21 protein-coding genes, 1 tRNA gene and 1 riboswitch are annotated in these 21,991 nt (G+C 73.9%); of the genes, 13 read left to right on the top strand and 9 right to left on the bottom strand.

Features of this window, described 5'->3' with window-relative positions:
• Nucleotides 1-95 precede the first annotated feature (95 nt).
• Nucleotides 96-180: riboswitch (cobalamin riboswitch) on the top strand.
• 52 nt (nucleotides 181-232) lie between these two features.
• A complete protein-coding gene (gene cobN, locus PV342_RS10505) occupies nucleotides 233-3,844 on the top strand; it encodes a cobaltochelatase subunit CobN (protein ID WP_400799980.1) in 3,612 nt (1,203 codons plus the stop codon).
• Between the two features lie 4 nt (nucleotides 3,845-3,848).
• Here the strand turns inward: cobN and PV342_RS10500 are convergent, their stop codons facing one another.
• Nucleotides 3,849-4,586: a DUF4142 domain-containing protein gene (locus tag PV342_RS10500; protein ID WP_361002834.1), complete on the bottom strand. Its 738-nt coding sequence runs from the start codon at nucleotides 4,584-4,586 to the stop codon at nucleotides 3,849-3,851.
• Nucleotides 4,587-4,808: 222 nt separating this feature from the next.
• Between PV342_RS10500 and PV342_RS10495 the strand changes: the two genes are divergently transcribed.
• The 3 genes from PV342_RS10495 (at nucleotide 4,809) to ppk2 (ending at nucleotide 7,946) form a co-directional block, all read left to right on the top strand.
• Entirely contained in the window at nucleotides 4,809-5,273 is a 465-nt protein-coding gene (locus PV342_RS10495; RefSeq protein ID WP_400799986.1) for a DUF4442 domain-containing protein, read from the top strand.
• 174 nt (nucleotides 5,274-5,447) lie between these two features.
• On the top strand, nucleotides 5,448-6,917 hold the full coding sequence (locus tag PV342_RS10490; RefSeq protein WP_500316866.1) for a PstS family phosphate ABC transporter substrate-binding protein: 1,470 nt from the start codon (nucleotides 5,448-5,450) through the stop codon (nucleotides 6,915-6,917).
• Between the two features lie 132 nt (nucleotides 6,918-7,049).
• Complete coding sequence (gene ppk2 / locus PV342_RS10485) at nucleotides 7,050-7,946, top strand: polyphosphate kinase 2 (RefSeq protein ID WP_018559086.1); 897 nt, start codon at nucleotides 7,050-7,052, stop codon at nucleotides 7,944-7,946.
• Here ppk2 and PV342_RS10480 read toward each other — a convergent pair.
• Together PV342_RS10480 and PV342_RS10475 are read right to left on the bottom strand one after the other, a co-directional pair.
• Complete coding sequence (locus tag PV342_RS10480) at nucleotides 7,856-8,512, bottom strand: YncE family protein (RefSeq protein ID WP_500316738.1); 657 nt, start codon at nucleotides 8,510-8,512, stop codon at nucleotides 7,856-7,858. The two genes, ppk2 and PV342_RS10480, sit on opposite strands and share 91 nt — an antisense overlap.
• Nucleotides 8,513-8,838: 326 nt before the next feature.
• A complete protein-coding gene (locus tag PV342_RS10475) occupies nucleotides 8,839-9,318 on the bottom strand; it encodes a hypothetical protein (RefSeq protein ID WP_500316737.1) in 480 nt (159 codons plus the stop codon).
• A gap of 232 nt (nucleotides 9,319-9,550) precedes the next feature.
• On the opposite strand from PV342_RS10475, the gene PV342_RS10470 reads away from it, so the two are divergent.
• The 5 genes from PV342_RS10470 to PV342_RS10450 all read left to right on the top strand — a co-directional run bounded on the left by PV342_RS10470 (nucleotide 9,551) and on the right by PV342_RS10450 (nucleotide 14,011).
• Nucleotides 9,551-10,357, top strand: coding sequence for a MerR family transcriptional regulator (locus PV342_RS10470; protein ID WP_500316736.1), 807 nt, complete (start codon nucleotides 9,551-9,553; stop codon nucleotides 10,355-10,357).
• Nucleotides 10,354-11,229, top strand: a complete 876-nt coding sequence (locus tag PV342_RS10465; RefSeq protein WP_500316734.1) for a hypothetical protein — start codon at nucleotides 10,354-10,356, stop codon at nucleotides 11,227-11,229. The genes PV342_RS10470 and PV342_RS10465 overlap by 4 nt, the downstream gene beginning before the upstream one ends.
• Nucleotides 11,230-11,440: 211 nt before the next feature.
• Nucleotides 11,441-12,244, top strand: a complete 804-nt coding sequence (locus PV342_RS10460; RefSeq protein WP_361002819.1) for a putative protein N(5)-glutamine methyltransferase — start codon at nucleotides 11,441-11,443, stop codon at nucleotides 12,242-12,244.
• Between the two features lie 335 nt (nucleotides 12,245-12,579).
• The gene (locus tag PV342_RS10455) at nucleotides 12,580-13,041 is read left to right on the top strand and encodes a transglycosylase SLT domain-containing protein (RefSeq protein WP_326573924.1); all 462 of its coding nucleotides are present in this window, start codon (nucleotides 12,580-12,582) and stop codon (nucleotides 13,039-13,041) included.
• Nucleotides 13,042-13,207: 166 nt separating this feature from the next.
• A complete protein-coding gene (locus PV342_RS10450; RefSeq protein ID WP_400800002.1) occupies nucleotides 13,208-14,011 on the top strand; it encodes a maleylpyruvate isomerase family mycothiol-dependent enzyme in 804 nt (267 codons plus the stop codon).
• Here PV342_RS10450 and PV342_RS10445 read toward each other — a convergent pair.
• The gene (locus PV342_RS10445) at nucleotides 14,008-14,586 is read right to left on the bottom strand and encodes a histidine phosphatase family protein (protein WP_400800005.1); all 579 of its coding nucleotides are present in this window, start codon (nucleotides 14,584-14,586) and stop codon (nucleotides 14,008-14,010) included. The two genes, PV342_RS10450 and PV342_RS10445, sit on opposite strands and share 4 nt — an antisense overlap.
• A 25-nt stretch (nucleotides 14,587-14,611) precedes the next feature.
• Nucleotides 14,612-15,556, bottom strand: a complete 945-nt coding sequence (locus PV342_RS10440) for a GlxA family transcriptional regulator (protein ID WP_037731625.1) — start codon at nucleotides 15,554-15,556, stop codon at nucleotides 14,612-14,614.
• Between the two features lie 70 nt (nucleotides 15,557-15,626).
• On the opposite strand from PV342_RS10440, the gene PV342_RS10435 reads away from it, so the two are divergent.
• Complete coding sequence (locus PV342_RS10435; protein WP_500316731.1) at nucleotides 15,627-16,583, top strand: NADP-dependent oxidoreductase; 957 nt, start codon at nucleotides 15,627-15,629, stop codon at nucleotides 16,581-16,583.
• A gap of 27 nt (nucleotides 16,584-16,610) precedes the next feature.
• Here PV342_RS10435 and PV342_RS10430 read toward each other — a convergent pair.
• A tRNA-Pro gene (locus PV342_RS10430) sits at nucleotides 16,611-16,685 on the bottom strand.
• 93 nt (nucleotides 16,686-16,778) lie between these two features.
• On the opposite strand from PV342_RS10430, the gene PV342_RS10425 reads away from it, so the two are divergent.
• From PV342_RS10425 to PV342_RS10415, 3 genes are all read left to right on the top strand, one after another.
• Nucleotides 16,779-17,504 (top strand): Clp protease N-terminal domain-containing protein, encoded by a 726-nt coding sequence (locus PV342_RS10425; protein ID WP_500316730.1) that lies wholly within the window; start codon nucleotides 16,779-16,781, stop codon nucleotides 17,502-17,504.
• Between the two features lie 67 nt (nucleotides 17,505-17,571).
• On the top strand, nucleotides 17,572-18,828 hold the full coding sequence (locus PV342_RS10420) for an SLC13 family permease (protein WP_500316864.1): 1,257 nt from the start codon (nucleotides 17,572-17,574) through the stop codon (nucleotides 18,826-18,828).
• A gap of 5 nt (nucleotides 18,829-18,833) precedes the next feature.
• Nucleotides 18,834-19,319 carry a universal stress protein gene (locus tag PV342_RS10415; RefSeq protein WP_400800078.1) on the top strand — a complete coding sequence of 162 codons (486 nt, stop codon included), beginning with the start codon at nucleotides 18,834-18,836 and terminating at the stop codon, nucleotides 19,317-19,319.
• Nucleotides 19,320-19,326: 7 nt separating this feature from the next.
• Here the strand turns inward: PV342_RS10415 and PV342_RS10410 are convergent, their stop codons facing one another.
• From PV342_RS10410 to PV342_RS10400, 3 genes are read right to left on the bottom strand one after another with little or no spacing between them, the layout of a single operon-like run.
• On the bottom strand, nucleotides 19,327-20,442 hold the full coding sequence (locus PV342_RS10410; protein WP_400800012.1) for a CU044_5270 family protein: 1,116 nt from the start codon (nucleotides 20,440-20,442) through the stop codon (nucleotides 19,327-19,329).
• Complete coding sequence (locus PV342_RS10405) at nucleotides 20,439-21,068, bottom strand: RNA polymerase sigma factor (RefSeq protein WP_449707486.1); 630 nt, start codon at nucleotides 21,066-21,068, stop codon at nucleotides 20,439-20,441. Before PV342_RS10405 ends, PV342_RS10410 begins: the two co-directional genes overlap by 4 nt.
• 46 nt (nucleotides 21,069-21,114) lie before the next feature.
• On the bottom strand, nucleotides 21,115-21,966 hold the full coding sequence (locus tag PV342_RS10400; RefSeq protein WP_386998040.1) for a class II glutamine amidotransferase: 852 nt from the start codon (nucleotides 21,964-21,966) through the stop codon (nucleotides 21,115-21,117).
• Between the last annotated feature and the right edge of the window lie 25 nt (nucleotides 21,967-21,991).

Raw genomic sequence — 21,991 nt, 5'->3', positions numbered from 1 at the left:
CGTGTGGCCCGAGGGGTCCTTCCGGCAGGCCCAGCGCTTACTATGCTGCGCGGGCAGGCCACCCAGCCGCGCCCACGCCATCGACGGCATCAGCGGAGGAAACCGGTGCGATTCCGGTGCGGTCCCGCCACTGTCACCGGGGTCGGCGCGCGAACGCCGGGCCCTGGGAGCCAGGAACTCCCGCCGTCCTCCACCGGCCCGGGGCGCGGACCCCGAGGAAGGCACGTCCGACGTGATCCTGCTGCTGTCGACCTCCGACACCGACCTGCTCAGCGCCCGCGCCGCGAACGCCGCCGGCGGCCCCGTCCCGTTCCGCTTCGCCAACCCCGCCCGGCTGCCGCAGGAGGACCTGCCCGGCCTCCTCGACGGCGCCGAACTGGTCGTCGTACGGCTCCTCGGCGGGCGCCGTGCCTGGGAGGAGGGCCTGGACGCCCTCCTCGCGGGACCCCGGCCGGTGGTCGTGCTCACCGGTGAACAGGCCCCGGACGCACAGCTGATGGAGCTGTCCACCGTCCCCGTCGGGATCGCGGCCGAGGCCCACGCGTACCTCGCGCACGGCGGCCCGGCCAACCTGGGGCAGCTGGCCCGCTTCCTGTCCGACACGGTGCTGCTCACCGGCCACGGCTTCGAGCCCCCCGCCTCCGCGCCTTCCTGGGGCAGGCTGGAGCGCGCCGCCGCGGTGGCGGACGGCCCGCTGGTCGCCGTGCTCTACTACCGGGCCCACCACATGAGCGGCAACACCGCCTTCGTGGAGGCCCTCTGCGCCGCGGTCGAGCAGGCCGGCGCCCGGGCGCTGCCGCTGTACGTGGCCTCGCTACGCGCGCCCGAACCCGAACTGCTCGACGCCCTGCGGGGCGTGGACGCCGTCGTCACCACCGTGCTGGCGGCCGGTGGCACCCGCCCGGCCGACGCCTCGGCGGGCGGCGACGAGGAGGCCTGGGACGCGGGCGCGCTCGCCTCGCTGGACGTGCCGGTGCTGCAGGCGCTCTGCCTGACCTCCTCCCGCGAGGTGTGGGAGGGCAGCGACGAGGGACTGTCCCCGATGGACGCCGCGACGCAGGTCGCCGTCCCCGAGTTCGACGGCCGGCTGATCACCGTCCCGTTCTCCTTCAAGGAGATCGACGAGGACGGCCTGCCCGTCTACGCCCCCGACGCCGAGCGCGCCGCCCGTGTCGCGGGCATCGCCGTCCGCCACGCACGGCTGCGGCACATCCCGGTCGCGGAGCGCCGTCTGGCGCTCGTGCTGTCCGCGTACCCGACCAAGCACTCCCGCATCGGCAACGCGGTGGGGCTCGACACCCCCGCCAGCGCGGTCGCCCTGCTGCGCCGGCTGCGCGCCGAGGGCTGGGACTTCGGGCCCGGGGAGGAGATCCCGGGCCTGGTCTCCGGTGACGGCGACGAGCTGATCCGGGCCCTGATCGACGCGGGCGGCCACGACCAGGACTGGCTGACCGAGGAGCAGCTAGCCGCCAACCCGGTCCGCATCCCGGCCGCCGACTACCGCCGCTGGTTCGCCGCGCTGCCGCGGGAGCTGCGCGATGCGGTGACGGAGCACTGGGGGCCGCCGCCCGGCGCGATGTTCGTCGACACCAGCGCCGACCCCGAGGGCGAGATCGTGCTGGCGGCACTGCGCCGCGGCAACCTGCTGATCCTCATCCAGCCTCCGCGCGGCTTCGGCGAGAACCCGATCGCGATCTACCACGACCCGGACCTGCCGCCCTCCCACCACTACCTCGCCGCCTACCGCTGGATCGCCGCCGCCGAGGCCGACGGAGGCTTCGGCGCGGACGCGGTGATCCACCTGGGCAAGCACGGCAACCTGGAGTGGCTGCCCGGCAAGAACGCGGCCCTGTCCGCCGCCTGCGGTCCCGATGCCGCCCTCGGCGACCTGCCGCTGATCTACCCGTTCCTCGTCAACGACCCCGGCGAGGGCACGCAGGCCAAGCGCCGTGCCCACGCCACCCTCGTCGACCACCTCGTGCCGCCGATGGCCCGCGCCGACTCCTACGGCGACATCGCGCGCCTGGAGCAACTGCTCGACGAGCACGCCGCGATCGCCTCCATGGACCCGGCCAAGCTGCCCGCCGTCCGCGCCCAGATCTGGACGCTGATCCAGGCCGCCAAGCTCGACCACGACCTGGGCCTGGAGGACCGGCCGCACGACGCGGAGTTCGACGACTTCCTGCTGCACGTCGACGGCTGGCTCTGCGAGATCAAGGACGCCCAGATCCGCGACGGTCTGCATGTGCTGGGCCAGGCCCCGACCGGTGCCGAGCGGGTCAACCTGGTGCTCGCGATCCTGCGCGCCCGGCAGATCTGGGGCGGTACGGCCGCGCTGCCGGGCCTGCGGGAGGCCCTCGGCCTGGACGAGTCGAAGGCGACACGGCTGACCGCCGACGCCGCCGAGGAGCAGGCCCGTGCCCTGGTGCAGGCCATGGAGGACGCAGGCTGGGCGCCGGAGTCCGTCGCCCAGGTCGCGGGGGGCCTGCCCGAGGACGTCGCCCGCGTCCTGGACTTCGCCGCCCGGCAGGTCGTGCCGCGGCTGGCCCGTACGACGGACGAGGCCGAGGCCGTCGTGCACGCGCTGAACGGCGGCTTCGTGCCCGCGGGCCCCTCCGGCTCGCCGCTGCGAGGCCTGGTCAACGTGCTGCCGACCGGCCGCAACTTCTACTCCGTCGACCCCAAGGCCGTGCCGAGCAGGCTCGCCTGGGAGACCGGCCAGGCCCTCGCCGACTCTCTGCTGGCCCGCTACCGCGAGGACAACGACGGCACCTGGCCGCAGTCGGTGGGCCTGTCGCTGTGGGGCACCAGCGCGATGCGCACCGCGGGCGACGACGTTGCCGAGGCGCTGGCGCTGCTGGGCGTGCGGCCGGTGTGGGACGACGCGTCCCGCCGCGTCACCGGGGTCGAGGCCGTCCCGGCGCAGGAGCTGGGCCGTCCGCGCGTCGATGTCACCCTGCGCATCAGCGGCTTCTTCCGGGACGCGTTCCCGCACGTCGTGGGCTTGCTGGACGACGCCGTGCGGCTGGTCGCCGGTCTCGAGGAGCCGGACGGGGCCAACTTCGTGCGCGCCCACACGCGCGCCGACCTCGCCGCCCACGGCGACGAGCGGCGGGCCACGACCCGCATCTTCGGCTCCCGGCCGGGGACGTACGGGGCGGGCCTGCTGCAGCTGATCGACAGCCGGGACTGGCGCAGTGACGCCGACCTCGCCGAGGTCTACACCGTCTGGGGCGGCTACGCCTACGGGCGAGGCCTCGACGGGCGCCCGGCCCGCGAGGAGATGGAGACCGCCTACCGGCGGATCGCGGTGGCCGCGAAGAACACCGACACCCGCGAGCACGATATCGCCGACTCCGACGACTACTACCAGTACCACGGCGGCATGGTCGCCACCGTCCGCGCGCTGACCGGCCGTGCCCCCGAGGCGTACATCGGCGACTCCACCCGGCCGGAGACGGTGCGCACCCGCTCCCTTGCGGAGGAGACCTCCCGGGTCTTCCGGGCCCGGGTCGTCAACCCCCGCTGGATCGCCGCGATGCGGCGGCACGGCTACAAGGGCGCCTTCGAACTGGCCGCCACCGTCGACTACCTCTTCGGCTACGACGCCACGACCGGCGTCGTGGCCGACTGGATGTACGACAAGCTGGCCCGCACCTACGTCCTGGACCCGGAGAACCGCGCCTTCCTCCAGGAGGCCAACCCCTGGGCCCTGCACGGCATGGCGGAGCGGCTGCTGGAGGCGGAGTCGCGCGGCATGTGGGCCGAGCCGGACCCCGAGGTCGTCGCGCAGCTCCGCCAGGCCTTCCTGGAGACCGAGGGCGACCTGGAGGGCGGGGAGTAGGCCGTCAGCCGATGGTCGGCGCGGCCGAGGTGGGCGCCGAGGAGGGCGGCGCTCCCGAGGGGTTGACGATGAGCGTCGGCTCGCCCGGTACGGGGGTCGGCGCGACCAGGTCCCTGGGGTCCGTGGTCGGGCTCGCGGTGGTCTGGGCGACGATCTGCGGGAAGTCGACCAGCCCGGTCTGCTCCATGACGGTGATGTGGTCCAGCACGGTGTCGTTGGCCTGGTCTGCCAGCTGCCGCACGAGGCTGTTCATGGTCGTGGAGCGGACCTTGGCGATCGTGTTGAAGATCTGGCCGTGGGTCAGCCGCAGGATGTTGGCGAGCTTGCTGTCGAAGTCGCCCCCGGAGGCGGAGGAAAGGGTGCCGAGGAAGCCCATCTGCTGCGGCGTGGGCTGGTTGGGCAGCGGGATGCCGAGCTGGGTGGCCACCGTGCGGTCGGCGCTGTCCAGCGCGGTGTGCCCGTCGATGAGGTGCCGCCCGGCGGTCTTGACCGCCTGTGTCGTGCCCTTCTGCTCCGCCATCTGCCCGGCGGGGAACTCCCACAGTCCGGCGAGCCGCACCTTGACGACGAACTCCCGGTCGAGGGGCGTCAGCGGGCCGTACGGGGTGGTCACCGCCTGTGCCTCGGGGGTGGACGCCGCGACGTTCGCCCCGGACATCGCCGGGTACACGAGCGCGGCGATCGTGCACACCAGCGCCACGGCGACCAGGGCGGTCGCCGCCGTGAACCGGTTGGCCTTCATCGCGCCTCCATGGTCGGGATGCGTAGCGTCTCCGGACGGTAGGGCCCGTCGCGCCGGGACGGTACTCCTGCGTGATTTCCCTGACCGGGGGCGGGGGTTGTTGGTACGGTGCAAACTTTCGCCTGTGCAAATGTTGGGGGTATGTCTCCCTCGCCCCGGCTCTTGGGCGGGGCGACGGTTCCCCGTAACGCGGACGTCGGCCCGGAGCGCGAGCCTGGGGGGATGGATGCCACCGCGCTGGCGCGATCCCTGCTGGAACCCGTCCCGGCCCACCGCACCGCCGGGATCCAGGTGCTGCGGGCCGCGGACTGCGCCGCCGAGGTGGCGCTGGACACCCCGTACGGGCTGACCGGCGTGATCGGCAGCCTGCACTCCAGCGGGCTGATCGCCCTGCTGGACGCGGCGGGGCTGGCCGCCGTGGTCGCCGCGGTCGGGGCCCCGCGCGAGTTCGACGGCGTGGTGCCCCTCGGGGCCGCGGCGACGGTCGAGTTCCTCGCCCCCGCGCGCGGCCGGCTGGTGGCCTCCTGCGCGCTGGGCGAGTCCGCGCGGCGCGCGCTGCGGGAGGTGCTGTCCGGGGCCGGCGACCGGGCGCGGCTGGCGACGGTCGTGGAGATCAGGGACGCGACGGGCGCCGTGGTGTGCCGCGGCGGCTTCGACTGGAGCGTCCGCCGGGTCTCCCGCGCCTGACGGGAAACGCCCGGCGAACATCTGACGGCGGGACAGGGACGGCGCCGCCGGGGCGCGCAGCGCGCCGTACGGTGACCGCACTGCAGGAGAGACCGGCGGGGAGCGGGGCGAGAGGTGGGCGACTGGCTGAGCGCCGACAACGTGGTGGCGGTGCTGACCGCGCTGCTCGGTCTGATGGTCTCCGTCGGCGTGGTCTGGTACGAGCGCCGCGTCCCGCGCCGCCGGCGCATCGGCTACCGCGTGCAGATGGACACGCCCATCGGCAGCGACGACCCCGACGGCGGGGGCGGCGGCCGCAGCGTACGGCTCGGGATCTTCGACGACCTCCCCGACATGTCGGACGCCACCTTGGTCCTGATCCGCGTCGAGAACGACGGCGGCGAGGCCGTCACCGACTCCGACTACACCAACCGCGACCCCGACCGCGCGCTCACCGTCGTCTTCGCCGGCCGCACGGTACGGGGCGTGGCCGTCACCGAGGCCGACGCCGGGGCGCTGATGGACCACTTCGCCCCGGCCGGGGGCACCGGCGGCGTACGGCACCAGGGCAACGTGATCCACCTGCCGCGCGTCCCCCTCAACCGGGGCCAGCACTTCAAGCTGCTCGTGCTCCTGACCGGCGGCCATGTCGGCGGCGGGGTCCGGATCAGCGGGGGCGTCCGCGACGGCGTGGTGGTCCCCAACAAGGCCATGCCGGTCGACTCCAAACCACCGCTGTTCAGCCGGGCCGCCCGGTGGCTCACCATCATGCTCACGCTCTGCGTCACGGTCCTGGCCGCGATCATCGTGGTGCGCGAGGACCCGCCGCCGCCCATCGGCTGCGCCACCGGGCGGCTGACCGTCACCGGCTCCACGGCCTTCGCCTCGGTCATGGACGAGCTCGCCCGCCGCTACGCCGCGGACTGCCCCGACACGCGGATCACGGTCGACGCGCACGGCAGCAACGAGGGCGTCCGCGAGCTGGCCGACGCCAGGGACCCCGGAGTGGTCGCCCTCTCCGACGGCCCCAAACCGGACGGCAACCCCCGCCTGGACGAGAACCGCGTCGCCGTCTCCGCCTTCGCGCTGGTCGTCAACGACGACGTCCCCGTCAGGGACCTGACCATCGACCAGATACGCCGCGTGTACAGCGGCTCCGTCGTCAACTGGAGCCAACTGGGCGGCCCCGACCTGCCCGTCCTCCTCGTCAGCCGCAACGCCGACTCAGGCACCCGCGACCTGTTCCGCCGCCACGTCCTCGGCGGCCGCGGCGAGCCCGCGTTCACCTCACGCGACTGCCGCAACCGCAACTCCCCCGAGGACAAGGTCGTCCGCTGCGAGCTGGACAGCACCGACCAGGTCCTGAGGACCGTCGCCCGCCTCCCCGGCGCCATCGGCTACGGCGAGCTGCGCGCCGCCACCGCCTCGCCGGGCCTGCACACCCTGGCCATCAACGGCCGCACCGCGACCCCGGCCGCCATCGGCGACCGCAGCTACCCCTTCACGGAGATCGAGTACGCCTACACCTACGACCGCCCCGCCACGGGCTCCCTCGCCGCGAGCTTCCTCACCTACATGATCCGCGGCGCCGGCCAGGACGTGGTCAGGTCCCACGGCCACCTGCCCTGCCACAGCCCCGAGGGCCTCGACCGCTGCCGCCCCTGACGGCCCGCGGGCGAGATGTACCCGGGCCCGTCACGTGGGGTTCGCCGGGGCATGGGGCGGGGCGGCGGGGGGCGGCGTTACCGTGGGGTCAGACGTACGCGCGTTCGCGCGGACCCGGAGGTGAGAGGCGAGATGACGACGCTCCCGCACCCCGCGGACCTGGATCTGCTCGCCGGGATGCAGGTCGACTACACCGACCAGGACGACCCCGTGCTGATCCGGCCGGACGGCTCCCCGGTCGAGACGTGGCGCGAGAACTACCCGTACGACTTCCGCATGGAGCGCAAGGAGTACGAGTGGCACAAGCGGCTCCAGCAGATAGAGCTGCTGAAGCTGCAGAGCTGGATCAAGGAGACCGGCCGGCGGCTGGTGATCGTCTTCGAGGGGCGTGACGCGGCCGGCAAGGGCGGGACGATCAAGCGCTTCACCGAGCACCTGAACCCGCGCGGGGCGCGGGTGGTGGCACTGGAGAAGCCGACCGAGCGCGAGCGCGGGCAGTGGTACTTCCAGCGGTACGTCGAGCATCTGCCGACCGCGGGGGAGATCGTGCTCTTCGACCGGTCCTGGTACAACCGGGCCGGCGTGGAGCGGGTCATGGGCTTCTGCACGGAGGACGAGTACCAGCGGTTCATGCGGCAGGCGCCCGCGTTCGAGCGGATGCTCGTCGACGACGGCGTCGACCTGGTGAAGTTCTGGTTCTCCGTGTCGCGCGACGAGCAGCGCACCCGCTTCACGATCCGCCAGGTGGACCCGGTGCGGCAGTGGAAGCTCAGCCCGATGGACCTGGCGTCCCTGGACCGGTGGGACGACTACACCGAGGCCAAGGTCACGATGTTCCGGGAGACCGACACCGAGCAGGCGCCGTGGACGGTCGTGAAGAGCAACGACAAGAAGCGGGCCCGCGTGGAGGCGATGCGCAGCGTGCTCGGCCGCTTCGACTACGGCGACAAGGACGAGGAGGTCGTGGGCGTGCCCGACCCGAGGATCGTCGGCGCCGCCGCGAACCTGCTCGAGGCCGGCGAGGCCTGAGCCCCCCGGGGTGGACGATCCGTCCACCCCGGGTCCCGGATCTGGACGCGTCGTCCCCCGAACGCGGCTGGGGCCGCCCCCGTGCACCCGGGGCGGCCCCAGCCGCTTCCTCGGCCTACTTGGTGAAGTACACGGGCGGCACCGTCACCTTGGTCGCCGTAGGTGAACCAGACCTTGCCGCCGGCGAAGGCGATGTACCGCGGGCCGTACAGGTCGGGGACCGTGTAGCGGGCCTTGAGCGTGAGGGTGGCCGCGTCGAAGGCCATGACCTCGTGGACCTCCCGCGCCGCCGCGTACACGGTGGTGCCGTCGTCGGACACCGTCAGGTCCGTGACCCCGGCGACCCCGCTCACCGAGTCGACGAGGTTGCCGGCGTAGTCGGTGGCCAGGATCTTCCCGGCCGTGCTGTCGCCGACGAAGACGCGCTGGAGCGCCCCGTCCACGACGATGCCGCCGGGTGAGGCGACGGTGGCCGTGGCCGCCGAAGCGGGCCCGGCCGCGGCGACGCCCAGCGCCACCGAACTGAAGAGGACCGCGAGCGTCGTCGCGGCCGAGATGTTGCGCATGCGCACGGTTCTGATGACCCCCACAAGGAATCCCGGATCCGGGAGACGGGAGCGCCGCGCGGCTTCCGGACGTGACCGCAGGCGTGCGGCGACGCGCGGGGCGCGACTGCTCCTACAGGACATGGCACGGACAAGGGAAGAGCGGGTACCCCCCGGTGACCTGCATCCCCGCTGTCGGCAAGACGGAACGCTACGACATGCCTACGACAGCGGGCCACCGCATTGACGGCCCTCGCCGATCCGTTACCGCCGCTTCGCCAGGAGATGGGGACACCGTGCCCGATTCGATGCCCGGCGCAGTACAACCTTCCTGTGGAGCCGGGAGTTCAGTCGCCGGCGACCCGCACGGTGACCGTCCACTCCCGCAGGCCCAGGCAGGCCACCTGGTCCGGGGCGGTGGGCGAGGCGCACAGCGGCTGGGTGGAGGTGAGCCGCGCCGTGCCGGGGGAGGTGGCGCGGTAGGCGGCGATGGTGTCGCCGCGGGGGGCGCCGATGCCCGCGTTGGTGGGGGTGAGGGCACTGCCCTCGCTGGTCACGGAGGACCACGGGCGGTCGGGCGTGCCGTGGAGGGTGACGCGGACGGTGCCGCCGGCGGTGAGGCAGACGGTGCGGCCGGTGTCCTCGGCGGTGAGCGCGGCCTCGGCCGTGCAGGCCCCTCCCGTACCGTTCCCGTCTCCGGGACCGGCGGTGCCGGTGCCGCTCGGGGAACTGCTGGGGCTGCCGTCCGCGGGGCCGCCGGACTGCGTGCCGCAGCCGGCCAGCAGGAGTGCGGTCGCCGCGACGGCCGCGGCTGTCGTATGACGCATGGTTGGCCTCCTTTCCGCTTTGACGTGTCACAGTCGCAAAAGGCTCCCGCCGCCGCGTCGCCGGTGACGGCGGTCCGAAGGGTGCCCGCGTCGTCGGGGTAGCGCGGGCCGGTTCGGCCGGTGCGCCGGCGACCGCCGCCCTGGCAGGATTTTCCCAGGTTTCCCCCTGTGTGTCCGGCCCGTCCCGTCCGCTCCTTGACCTTGTCGCGGCGTCAAGGTCTCTACTGGGCTCATGCGCATCGGAGAACTCGCCGCCCTCGCCGGGGTCACCACCCGCACCGTGCGGCACTACCACCGCGTCGGGCTGCTGCCCGAGCCCGCGCGCCGGGTCAACGGCTACCGCGACTACGGCCTGCGCGACGCCGTCGAGCTCACCCGCATCCGGCGCCTGACGGAACTCGGCCTCGGCCTGGACGAGGTCAGGGACGTGCTCGCCGACGACGCGGGCAAGGAACTGCACGAGGTGCTGGCGGAACTCGACGCGGACCTCGCCCGGCAGGGGGAGGCCATCCGCTCGCGCCGGGCCCGCCTCGCCGAACTCCTCGAGCAGGCCGGGGCCGGTGGCGGACTGCCCGCCGAGGCCCCCGTCTCTCCTGAACTGGCCGCGCTCTTCGCCGAGATGGCCCGGACCTCCGCGGAGCTGGCCGGACCCGAGCCCACGATGGCCGTGAAGGAACGCGAGCTGCTCGCGCTGCTGGACACGGCGGCCACCCCCGAGGCCCGGAGCTGGCTCACCGGCCTGCTGCGCTCCATGGGCTCTGACCCCGGCGCGATGCGCCGCGCCTACGAGGTGTACGCGCGGATGGACGAGCTGGCCGGGGCGGCCGTGGACGACCCGAGGGTCGCGCAGGTGGCCCGGGCGATCGCCGACTCCGTCCCGGACGAGGTCGCCGCCGCGATCGACGTCTCCGGCGAGGACCTCGCGACGGCCGGCGGCGCGGAGGACGGCTTCATGGCGGCCTTCTTCGACGACCACGCCCCCGCCCAGGCCGAGGCCGTACGGCAGGCGATCCGGCTGATGCAGGAGCGTGCGCGGTGAGCCGCCGGGGGGCGTGGGCGCTGGGCGCCCTGGTGGCGGCCGAGGCCGTGCTCGCCGCGTGCCTGGTGGCGGGAGTGCCGGTGCCGGAGCCGGTGCTCTGGGGCGCGGAGTTGTGCGTGACCGCCGTACTGCTGTGGCGGCTGCCGCGTGCCGTGCGGGCCCACCGGGACGCGCGGCGGCGGGGCCTGACGCGCCGCGCCGCCGCGTGGACCGCCGTGCGGGACACCGTCCCGGCGCCCGCGCGGCGGCTGATCCGCCATGAACTCGCCCTGTCGGTGAGCCTGGTGCGCTGGATCGCCCGCCGGCCGCACGGAGTGGGGGAGGGCGCCGCGCCCGTCCCGTACACCGGGGCGCAGACCGCGACGATGTACGGCTTCCTCTTCGTCTCCGTCGTCGAGACGGTGGTGCTGGCGCTGGTCGTCCCCTGGCCCGTGGTGCACGCCGTCACGCTCGTCCTCGACGTGTGGGGCTGCTTCTTCGTGCTGGCCCTGCACGCGGCCTGCGTGGTGCGCACGCACGTCGTCGGGGCGGACGGCTCGCTACGGCTGCGGTACGGCGCCCTCGTCGACATCCGCGTACCCGCCGGGCGGATCGCGGCGGCCCGTGTCGACCGCCGCTTCCCCGGCGGACGACTCGTCACGCTCGCCGGGGACGGCACCGTCGACCTGGTAGTCGGCGGCCAGACCACCGTCACCGTCGAACTGACCGAGCCCGTCACCTTCCTGCGCCCCCTCGGTGCGCCCGTGGAGGCCCGCGTCCTGCGGTTCCACGCCGACGACCCGCGCGCCGCCGTCGCCGCCCTGGGGGTGGGCGCGGTACCGGGGGCTCGGGTAACCTTGCCGTCCCCAGCAGTGGACGTACCGAGGAGGTGAGACCCATTACCGCCATGTCAGGTTGGGTGCTCTCCTCCGGCGGCCCCGCGCTCCGGACGACCTAGGCCGTCGAGAGCGCCCCGCGGCGCCCCGAAAGGCCTCCATGTCCTCCGCTTCGCCCGTTCCCTCCGGACCGTCTTCCTCCGGTTCCTCTTGTTCCGGACCCTCTTTCTCCACCTCCTATTCCTCCGGTTCTCCCGGCGCCTCCGCCGTGCCCCTCGCCGCGTCCGTCGCGCCGGTCGTCTCCGCGCTCCGGGCGGCCGGGTGCGTCTTCGCCGAGGACGAGGCACGGCTGCTCGTCTCCGCCGCCCGCACCCCCGGTGAGCTCGCCGCCATGGTGGAGCGCCGGGCGGCCGGCCTCCCGCTCGAACACGTCCTGGGCTGGGCCGAGTTCTGCGGTCTGCGGATCGCCGTCGGCCCCGGGGTCTTCGTCCCGCGCCGCCGTACGGAGTTCCTCGCCCGCGAGGCGGCCGCGCTCGGGCACGCCCTGGGCCGGCCCGGTGCCGTCGTCGTCGACCTGTGCTGCGGCTCCGGCGCGGTGGGCGCCTTCCTGGCCGCCGCGCTCGACCGTCCCGTTCTGCACGCGGCCGACATCGACCCGTCGGCGGTCGCCTGCGCCCGCCGCAATCTCGCTGCGGCGGACGGCGACGTCCACGTTCACGAGGGCGACCTCTACGACCCCCTCCCCGCGGGGCTGCGCGGCCGTGTCGACGTGCTGGTCGCGAACGTGCCGTACGTCCCCAGCGACGCCGTCGCCCTCCTTCCCCCCGAGGCCCGCGACCACGAGCCCCGCGTCGCCCTCGACGGCGGCGCCGACGGCCTCGACGTCCTGCGCCGGGTCGCCGCCGCCGCGCCCGAGTGGCTCGCTCCCGGCGGCCGACTCCTCTTCGAGACCGGTGAGGAGCAGGCCCCGGCCGCCGTCGCCGCGGTCGCCCGGGCCGGGCTGGAGGCGCGGGTGGCCGTGTCGGAGGAGCTGTACGCGACCGTCGTGATCGCCTCGGCCCCTACGGCGTAGCGGGGCGGGGCCCCGCGCGGCCGGAAATCCTCGCCGTGCGTGAATCCGTCGTTTCCCCGAGTGAATAATCGCCCAGAAAAGTGACGCGGGCCACATGGCCCGCGTCACTCAATGGGCGATTTGTCCGTGTCTGCGTGTGACGTGGCCGATATGACGTGTGCCACTTTCGGGGTCTCTTAGTAGACCGCGCCCCGGAATCCCCTTCCCGCGCCTGAGCGGCAGGACTTTCGTCCCTGGTCCCACAACTAATCCCGTTAGTAACAGGGGTGCATTGACCTCGGGATTTAAGTCGGCCAACAATTCATGGCGTACCCCACGGAAGAGGAATTACTCGAATGCAGATCTCCGCTATGTCGAAGCTCAACCGCGTCGCCAAGGCCAAGAAGATCTCCCTCGGCTGCGCTGCCGCGAGCGTCGCCGTCGTCGCCGGTGGCGTGGCCATGGCCCCCACCGCCTCCGCCGCCACCACGGCGCAGTCGGGCTCCGTCAACACGTGGATCAACGAGTCCCTGCAGGTGATGCGCGCCAACGGCATCCCGGGCACGTACAACGGGATCTACAAGAACCTGATGCGCGAGTCCTCGGGCAATCCCAACGCCATCAACGGCTGGGACTCGAACGCCGCCAAGGGAATTCCCTCCAAGGGTCTGATGCAGGTGATCGACCCGACGTTCAAGGCCTACCACGTCCCCGGTACCTCGTGGAACATCTACGACCCGGTCGCGAACATCACCGCCGCCTGCAACTACGCGGCCCACGTCTACGGCACGATCGACAACGTCAACTCGGCGTACTGATCGCGCGCAGCGCATTCCCTGGGGACGCCCCCGGCGGCCACGGCCGCCCGGGGGCTTCCGCCTTTTCGTTCCCGTCATTCCGCGGCCTTTCCGGTCGCGCTTTCGCACAGGGCTTTCCCGTCGCGGGCCTGGACAGGCGAACGGCGCTGGTCCACGCTGTCCGACCATGACCGTCGCCCCTGACCGCCCGCCGGCCGAGGCCGAGGCCCTGCACGCCGCCGCCGAGGACATAGCCGCACTGCTCCGCGCGTGCCCGGACACCTCGGTGCCGATACCCGGTGCCGAGTGGACGGTCGGCGAGGCCGCGGCACACCTGGTGCTCGCGGGCGAACTCATGGCGGCGCTGGCCGAGGGCCGTGAGAGGCCGTACGGCGACGGCACCCCCGGCAGCCTCGCCGCGGAGAACGCCGCCTCCCTGGCCGCCTTTCCCGAGCGCGACGGCCCGGTCCTGGCCGAGGGGATCGTGCGGCACGCCCGCGCGTTCACCGAAGCGGCCGCGGTACGCGCGCCCGGCACGGCGGTGATCACCCCGCTCGGTCCCATGGACCTGGCCACGCTCGGCTCGTACCTGCTCACCCACATGCTCGGCCACGGCTATGACATCGCGGTCGCCCTGCGCCGGCCCCACATGGTCGACCGCGAGCGGGTGGCCCGCTGCATGCCCTTCCTCAGGGCGGCCATGCCCCGGGTCGTCGACGCGCGGGCGGCGGCCGGCTTCTCCGCCTGCTACGCGCTGCGCGTCCCCGGGATCACCCGTTTCGCCGTGACCTTCACCGACGGCGCCGCCGATGTCACGGACGAGCCGCCGCGCCGCCCGGACTGCACCATCACCACCGAGCCGGTCACCTTCTTCCTGATCGCCCTCGGCCGCCGGGGCGCCACCGCCGCCATGGCCCGCGGCAGGATCGCCGCCTGGGGCCGCCGCCCCTGGCTCGCCCCCCGCTTCCCCACCCTCTTCACCGCGCCTTAGGGCCCCGCCGGTCCCCCGCCCGGGACCGGCCAGTCGCCGGGCAGGGTGTACGTCCAGCCCGGCTGCCAGACGAAGGGGGCCCGGAGGCTCTCCCCCAGCGGTACCCCGCCCAGCAGGCAGGCCAGGGCCCAGCGGTTGGCGGAGTGGGCGATCAGCAGGACGCGCCGGCCGTCCCACCGTGCGGCCAGGTCGTGCAGGAGCGCGTCCGTGGCGGCGAGGACCTGCCGGTAGCTCTGGCCGCCGCCGGGGAACGGCTCGTCGACGCGCCGCAGGCGCTGGGCCGCGACGAGTTCGGCCGGCCCGCCGTTCAGCGCGCCGTAGTCGCACTCGCGCAGCCGGGGGTCCCGGTGGACCGTGGGCCGCCCGTCGGGGAAGGCGAGGGCCGCTGTCTCCACGGCACGGTGCAGGTCGGAGGTGTACACCGCCGCGATGTCCTGGCCGCGGCGGCGTTCGCCCAGCTCCCGGGCCTGCCTGCGGCCCCGCTCCGACAGCCGTCCGGGGAGCCGTCCGGTGGCGATGCCCGCCTCGTTGTCGGTGGTCGTGGCGTGCGTCTCGTAGATCAGCTCCACTGCCATCGGGGCCTCCCCCGGGTCGGGTGCGTCAACGGGTGGCGGCGGCCCGGAAGGTGCGCCGGTAGGCGAGGGGGGAGACGCCGATGGCGGCGTGGAGGTGCTGGCGCAGCGAGGTCGCGGTGGCGAATCCGACCTCGCCCGCGATGCGGTCCACCGGGAGGTCGCTGGACTCCAGCAGGTGCCGGGCCCGGCTGACCCGCTGCTGGATGAGCCACTTCCCCGGGCTCGTGCCGACCTCGTCCCGGAAGCGCCGGGCGAAGGTCCGCAGGCTCATCCGCGCGTGGTCCGCGAGGTCGTTCAGGGTGAGCGGCAGGTCGAGATGCTCCAGTGCCCACTGCCGTGTCGCCGCCGTGCCGGTGTCGGTCGGCGCGGGGACGGGCTGCTCGATGTACTGCGCCTGACCGCCCTCCCGCCAGGGCGGTACGACGCAGACGCGGGCGACGAAGTTGGCCACGGCGCTGCCGTGGTCGGCGCGCACCAGGTGCAGGCAGACGTCCACGCCGGAGGCGGCGCCCGCCGAGGTGAGGATGTCACCGTCGTCCACGAAGAGCACGTCCGCGTCGAGCGCCACCCCGGGGAACATCCGCCGGAAGTGGTCGGCGAGCGCCCAGTGGGTGGTGGCGGGGCGGCCGTCGAGGAGCCCCGCGGCGGCGAGCGCGAAGGCCGCCGTGCAGATGGAGACGATGCGCGTGCCCGGCCGGATCATGCCGAGCGCGGCGGCGACGGGGGCGGGGAGCTTTTCGGTGATCCGCCTCATCTCGTACGGCGGGATCACGACGGTGTCCGCGGTGGCGAGCACCTCGGGGCCGTGCTCGACGGCGACCGAGAAGTCGGAGTCGGTGCGCACAGGGCGGCCGTCGACGGTGCAGGTCAGCACCTCGTAGCGGTCCCCGGCCGAGCCGAAGACGCGGTTGGGGATGCCCAGCTCGAAGGGATAGACGCCGTCGAGGGCGAGGACGACCACACGATGCATGGCACGATCTTATCGGAGGATGGCTATCAGGCCATTTTCCTCCGTGCCGCCGGTCGGCAGGCTGGAGCGCATGAACGACACGACCCCTCGCACCATGCGCGCGATCACCCAGGACGTCCTCGGCGGCCCCGAGGTCCTGCGGGAGGCGGAGCTGGAGCGTCCGGCCCCGGGCATCGGGCAGCTGCTCGTCCGCGTCCACGCCGCCGGCCTCAACCCGACCGACACCAAGCACCGGCAGTCCGGGCTCTTCCTCGGCAACCCGCCCTTCGTCCTCGGCTGGGACGTCTCGGGCGTCGTGGAGGAGACCGGGCTGGGGGTCGCCCTCTTCCAGCCCGGCGACGAGGTCTTCGGCATGCTCCCCTACCCGTACGGCGCCGGCTCCCATGCGGAGTACGTCACCGGTCCCGCCCGCGCCTTCGTGCGGAAGCCCTCCGCCATGAGCCACGAGGAGGCCGCCGCGGTCCCACTGGTGACGCTCACCGCCTGGCAGGCCCTCGCCGACGTCGCCGCGGTGCGGCCCGGGCAGCGGGTGCTCGTCCACGCGGCCGCGGGGGGCGTCGGCCATGTGGCCGTCCAGATCGCCAAGTCCCTCGGCGCGTACGTCATCGGCACCGCGAGCGCCGCCAAGCACGACTTCCTGCGCGGCCTCGGCGCCGACGAACTGGTCGACTACCGCACGACCGACTACGCCGAGGCCGTCCGCGACGTGGACGTCGTCCTCGACCCCCTCGGCGGCCCCGAGTCCGTCCGCTCCCTCGGAACCCTGCGCGACGGCGGGCTGCTCGTGACCCTCCTGCCGATCGGCGTGCCGGAACTGCGGGCCGAGGCCGAGCGCCGAGGGGTGCGCGCCACCGGCATGCTCGTCGAGGCCGACCACGCCGGCATGGCCGCGGTCGCCCGCCTGATCGAGGAGGGCGCCCTGCGCGTCACGGTCGCCGGCACCTTCCCGCTGGCCGAGGCCGCCAAGGCGCACACGTCGCTGGAGACCGGGCGGACGACGGGCAAGCTGGTCCTCACCGTGCGCTGAGGGCCGCGACGAGGGCGGGGCGGTACGGGCACCGGGGCAGGGCTCGAACCTGCGTCCACCCGGTCCCGAGCCGGGCGCTCCACCAACTGAGCTTCCCGGTGCCCGTACGGCCCGACGACGGGGGCACCACCGGTTCATCGTCCCGATCGTCAACTTCTGGTTGACGCGCGAGCAGCGTCAACCTATCGTTGACGCATGACGCAGCAGATCCGGCTCGACGACCTGATCGAAGCCATCAAGAAGGCCCACCCCGACGCCCTCGACCAGCTCTCGGACGCCGTCATCGTCGCCGAGCACCTCGACGAGGTCGCCGACCACCTCATCGGACACTTCGTCGACCAGGCCCGGCGGTCCGGCGCCTCCTGGACCGACATCGGCAAGAGCATGGGCGTGACCAAGCAGGCCGCCCAGAAGCGCTTCGTCCCCAAGGACCCCGGCGGCTTCCCCGACCTCGATCCCTCGCAGGGCTTCTCGCGCTTCACCCCACGGGCCCGCAAGGTCGTCATGGTCGCCCACGGCGAGGCCAAGGCCGCCGCCAACCCCGAGGTCCGCCCCGAGCACCTCGCCCTCGGGCTGCTGAGCGAGCCCGACGCCCTCGCCGCCCGCGCCATGACGGCCCAGGGCGTCACCGCCGACGCCGCCCGCACCACCCTCACCGCGGCCCTCCCCGAGGCCGTGTCCGAGGTCCCGGAACTCATTCCGTACGACCTCGCCTCCCGCAAGGTCCTCGAACTCACCTTCCGCGAGGCCCTCCGCCTGGGCCACAACTACGTCGGCACCGAGCACCTCCTCCTCGCCCTCCTCGAACTGGAGGCGGGCGACGGCCCGCTGACCTCCCTCGGCCTCGACAAGGCCACCACCGAGAGCCATGTCGCCGCGGCGCTCGCCGAGATCACGGGCGGCACGCACGCGGAGGGGTGAGCGTCGCCCCGGGTGGGGCGTGGTTCCATGAGGGGCCATCACTGCCCCACCCAGGAGGAACGGAACCCTGAACACCACGACCGCGGAGGCGCTGTCCGTCGCGCTGCTGCTCCTCGTGCTCGCCGGGGCGGTGATCCGGCCGTTCGGGCTTCCGGAGGCGGTGCTCGCCGTGCCGGCCGCCGCGGTGGCCGTGGGGAGCGGGGCGATCCCGCTGGAGCACGCGCGGGAGGAGGCGGCGCGGCTGGGGCCGGTGATCGGGTTCCTGGCGGCGGTGCTGGTGCTGGCGCGGCTCTGCGACGAGGAGGGGCTGTTCCGGGCCGGCGGGGCGTGGATGGCCCGGGTGGCCGCGGGCCGGCCGCGGCGGCTGCTCGGCGCGGTGTTCGCGCTGGCGTCGGCGGTGACGGCGGTGCTGAGCCTGGACGCGACGGTGGTGCTGCTGACCCCGGTGGTGTTCGCGACCGCCGCCCGCCTGGGGGTGCGGCCGAAGCCGCACGTGTACGCCTGCACGCACCTGTCCAACACCGCCTCGCTGCTGCTGCCGGTCTCGAACCTGACGAACCTGCTGGCGTTCGCGGCCAGCGGGCTGAGCTTCACCCGCTTCGCCGGGCTGATGGTGCTGCCGTGGCTGGTCGCGATCGCCGTGGAGTACGTCGTCTTCCGCCGCTGGTTCCGCGGCGACCTGGCGGCCGCCGTCCCCGTCCCGGACGGTGCCGGAACGCCGCCGCTGCCGGTGTTCGCGCTGGTCACGGTGGTCTGCACGCTGGCGGGCTTCGTCGTCACCCCGGCGCTCGGGATCGATCCCGCATGGGTGGCCGCGGCCGGGGCGCTGGTGCTGGCCGTACGGGCGGTGGCACGGCGGCGGATGACGGTGCGCGCCGTGGCGGGGGCGGCCGGGGTGCCGTTCCTGGCGTTCGTGCTGGCGCTGGGCGTGGTGGTCCGGGCGGTGGTCGACAACGGGCTCGCCGACGTGCTGGGCCGGATCGTGCCCGGGGGCACCGGGCTGGCCGCGCTGCTCGGCGTCGCGGCGCTCGCCGCCGTCCTGGCCAACCTGATCAACAACCTGCCCGCCGTGCTGGTCCTGCTGCCGCTGACCGCGCCCGCCGGGCCCGGCGCCGTCCTCGCCGTGCTGCTCGGGGTGAACATCGGCCCCAACCTGACCTACGCGGGCTCTCTGGCCACCCTGCTGTGGCGGCGTATCGTGCACCAGCACGAACACGACGTGGATCTGAAGGAGTTCACCGTCCTCGGCCTGCTCACCGTGCCTGCGGCACTGGGCCTGGCGGTGGTGGCACTGTGGGGTTCGCTGTACGTCCTCGGAGGCTGATGTCCGTGATCGTGACCGCCTGGATCGCCGAAGGAACCTGGCCCGCCTGCGTCGACGCCGTCCGCGTCCACGCGCCGGAGGCCGCCGACGTCGTGCTGCTGCACGTCAGCGGCCCCGACGTCCCCGGTCTGGCGCACGCCGCCTACGCCGGGCTGCTGGGCCGCGGGCACCCGGAGCACGATCCGGGAACCCGGCTGGAGGGCCTCGGCGCCGACTCCGCGGGACGGCTGCTGGACGCCGCCGCCCGGCGCCTGGGCCGTCCGTGCCGGCGGGAGGAGCGGTCGGGGCGGGTGGAGCGGGAGGTGGTCGCCGCCGCGGGCGGGACCGATCTGCTGGTGATGGCCCGTGACGGCGACCTCGCGCGGCTCGGGCCGCGGAGCCTGGGCCCGGCGGCGCGCTTCGTCGTGGACCACGCGCCCTGCCCGGTCCTCCTGGTGTGGCCCGCGGCCGCGCCGGACGTGGCGACCCTCCCCCCGCCCCCGCCCCACTGACCGAGGCTCAGCCAGTGGCGCCGGGCAGCTGCTTGATGCCGTCGACGACGGAGCGGGTCAGCACCGCGGTGGTGAAGACGACCGTGCCGCGCGGCATGACCCCGTCCGGGTCCCGCTCGGCCTGGACGGTGCGCTCGCCGAGGAAGACGTGGGTCTTCGGGTCGAAGATCCACTCGGTGCGCTCTCCGGTTGTCTTCTCCAGCCGGGCCACCGCGACCCCGTGCCGGCCGGCGGCGTCCACGGCGTCGTCCACGGCGACCACGCCGGGGATCTTGGCGGCGGCCTTGTAGAGCGCGGTGGTCAGCCCGGCCGGCGGGTAGCTCTCGCCCAGCAGGTCGCCGATGGTCGTGAAGGCTTCCTGGTCGGGGCTGTTGCCCATGCCCTTCGTCTCCTTGTAGATCTTGGCCAGGAGCGCGTCGGGGTCGGTGGGCAGGGTGGTGAGGTAGTCGTAGCTCGGCGCGTTCAGGGTCGGCTCGGGCACGTTGCCCTGCTCGTCGGTGCCCGCCAGGGTGATGCCCTCCGGGCCGGTGGTGCCGGGCTCGATCAGCCAGCCGTCCCGGCCGTCGCGGGACTCCCAGACCTGGCGCCGGTGCAGCGGGGTGCCGGCCAGGCTGGTCGTGCCGTGCACGTGCCGCACGACGGTGCCGGCCGACTTCGACTCGATGTAGACGTACTGGCCGTCCCCCACCGGCGCGGCGGGCGACTCGGCGGCGGCCAGCGAGACGGTGTCCAGCAGGTGGGCGGCGCCCTTGGGGTCCGCGGTGCCGAGGTGGGTGGTCAGGGCGGGGCCCGCGGCGGAGGTGCCGGAGCCGCCGCCCGGGCCGCTGCCCTCCGCACCGCCGAACACGAACAGGCCGGTCGCCAGGGCCCCGGCCAGCACCCCGGCGGTCAGCGGGACGAGGACCATACGGCGCAGGAAGGGGTTGCGGCGCGCGGCCGGACGGGCGGCGGTGGCGGCGGTGGCGGCGTCGGCGGTGTACGGCTCGGTGCTCGTGCCGAGGTCCTCGTGGATCCGGGTCATCAGGCGCTCCTTGTGCAACTGGTGACGGCCCGCCGGCAGGTCCCGCTCCACGCGCGGCAGGAGACGGGCGGTCTCCTCCCATTCCGAGGGATGGGCGTTCATCGGATTCCTTCCTGTGCGGGCCGGACCGCGTTCGCGCGGTCCCCTTCTGTCTGTCGGCGGCGGCCGGCGGGTTCCGTCTCCGCGTCGGCGAGTTTGCGCAGTCTCGTACGGGCCCGGGACAGCCGGGAGCGCACGGTGCCGACCGGGACGCCGAGGGCCTCGGCGGCCTCGGCGTACTCCAGGCCCTCCCACAGGCAGAGCGTCAGCACCTCGCGCTCGGGGCGGCGCAGCCGGGCGAGGGCGGTGAGCACGGCCGAGAGGCGGCGCCGGTCGTCGACCCGGCCGGCCACGAGGTCGGCGTGGTCCGGCACTTCGAGGGCGGCCGTACCGGCCAGCGCCCCGGCGGCGACCGCGGCCCGGTAACGGCGGTTGCCGCGGCAGTGGTTGCGCGCGATGTTGGTGGCGACGCCCAGCAGCCACGGCCGCAGCGAGCCCCCTTCGGGGTCGACGCGGTCCCGCAGCCGCCAGGCTTCCAGGAAGGTGGCCGACATGACGTCCTCGGCGACCGACCAGTCGGCGGTCAGTCTGAAGGCGTGGTTGTAGACGGTACGGGCGTACGCGTCGAACAGCTCCGCGAAGGCGGCGGGGTCCCCGTCCCGTACCCGGGTTCGTACATCAGTGGTCACCTCTGTGGGCTGTCCGTCCGTCCCCCGCGGGTTCCCGTGACCCGCGTCACGCCGCGACGCCCTCGGGCGCCGCGGGCTCGAAGGGCATCAGCTCGTCCTGCCCGGGCCGCACCACCCCGAAGGTGCTCTCGGGGACCTCGTGCCAGGCGTCCGGCAGATCGCCCAGCGGCTCGGACACCACGAGCCGGGTCTCCTCCGACACGCCCTGCAGGAACCACAGGTCGGGGTGGAGTTCGCGCAGCGAGTCCACCCTGCTGCTGTAGAACAGCGACCGAGACGTGCGCTCGCTGGAGTAGCGGAACGCCCACAGGCTCTCCCCGTCGGTGACCGCCACCGTCATCTGGACCGGGAACTCGACCCCGTGCTCGTGGCCGGTCCGCTCCACCAGCCCGGCCATCCGCGCCACGGCCCCGGGCACGTCCTGGTCGAGGCCGAAGGTGAGCGCGAGGAAGAACATCACCTCGGAGTCGGTCGAGCCCTCGATGCAGGAGAACAGCGCCGGGTCGATGGCGAGCGAGAGGTCGCGGCGCAGCCGGTGGAAGTCGGTGATCGCGCCGTTGTGCATCCACAGCCAGCGGCCGTGCCGGAAGGGATGGCAGTTGGTCTGCTGGATCGCGGTGCCCGTCGATGCCCGTACGTGGGCGAAGAACAGCGGCGAGGTGACGTGGCGCGAGATCTCCCGCAGGTTGCGGTTGTTCCAGGCGGGCCCGATGTCCCGGATGATCGCCGGGGTGTCCAGGTGGTCCGTGGCGTACCAGCCGATGCCGAAGCCGTCCCCGTTGGTGGTCTCGACCCCCATGCGGGAGTGCAGGCTCTGGTCGATCAGGGAGTGCCGCGGTTTGTAGAGGATGTTGTCGAGCAGCATGGGTGTGCCCGAGTAGGCGAGCCACCGGCACATGTGCACCATTCCCTTCCTCGTCCGC

Origin of the sequence: Streptomyces sp. PA03-3a (genome assembly GCF_033792735.1) — a bacterium.
Classification (GTDB): Bacteria; Actinomycetota; Actinomycetes; order Streptomycetales; family Streptomycetaceae; genus Actinacidiphila.
The sequence above is the reverse complement of the archived record's forward strand: the minus strand, read 5'-3'. Positions and strand labels throughout refer to the sequence as shown.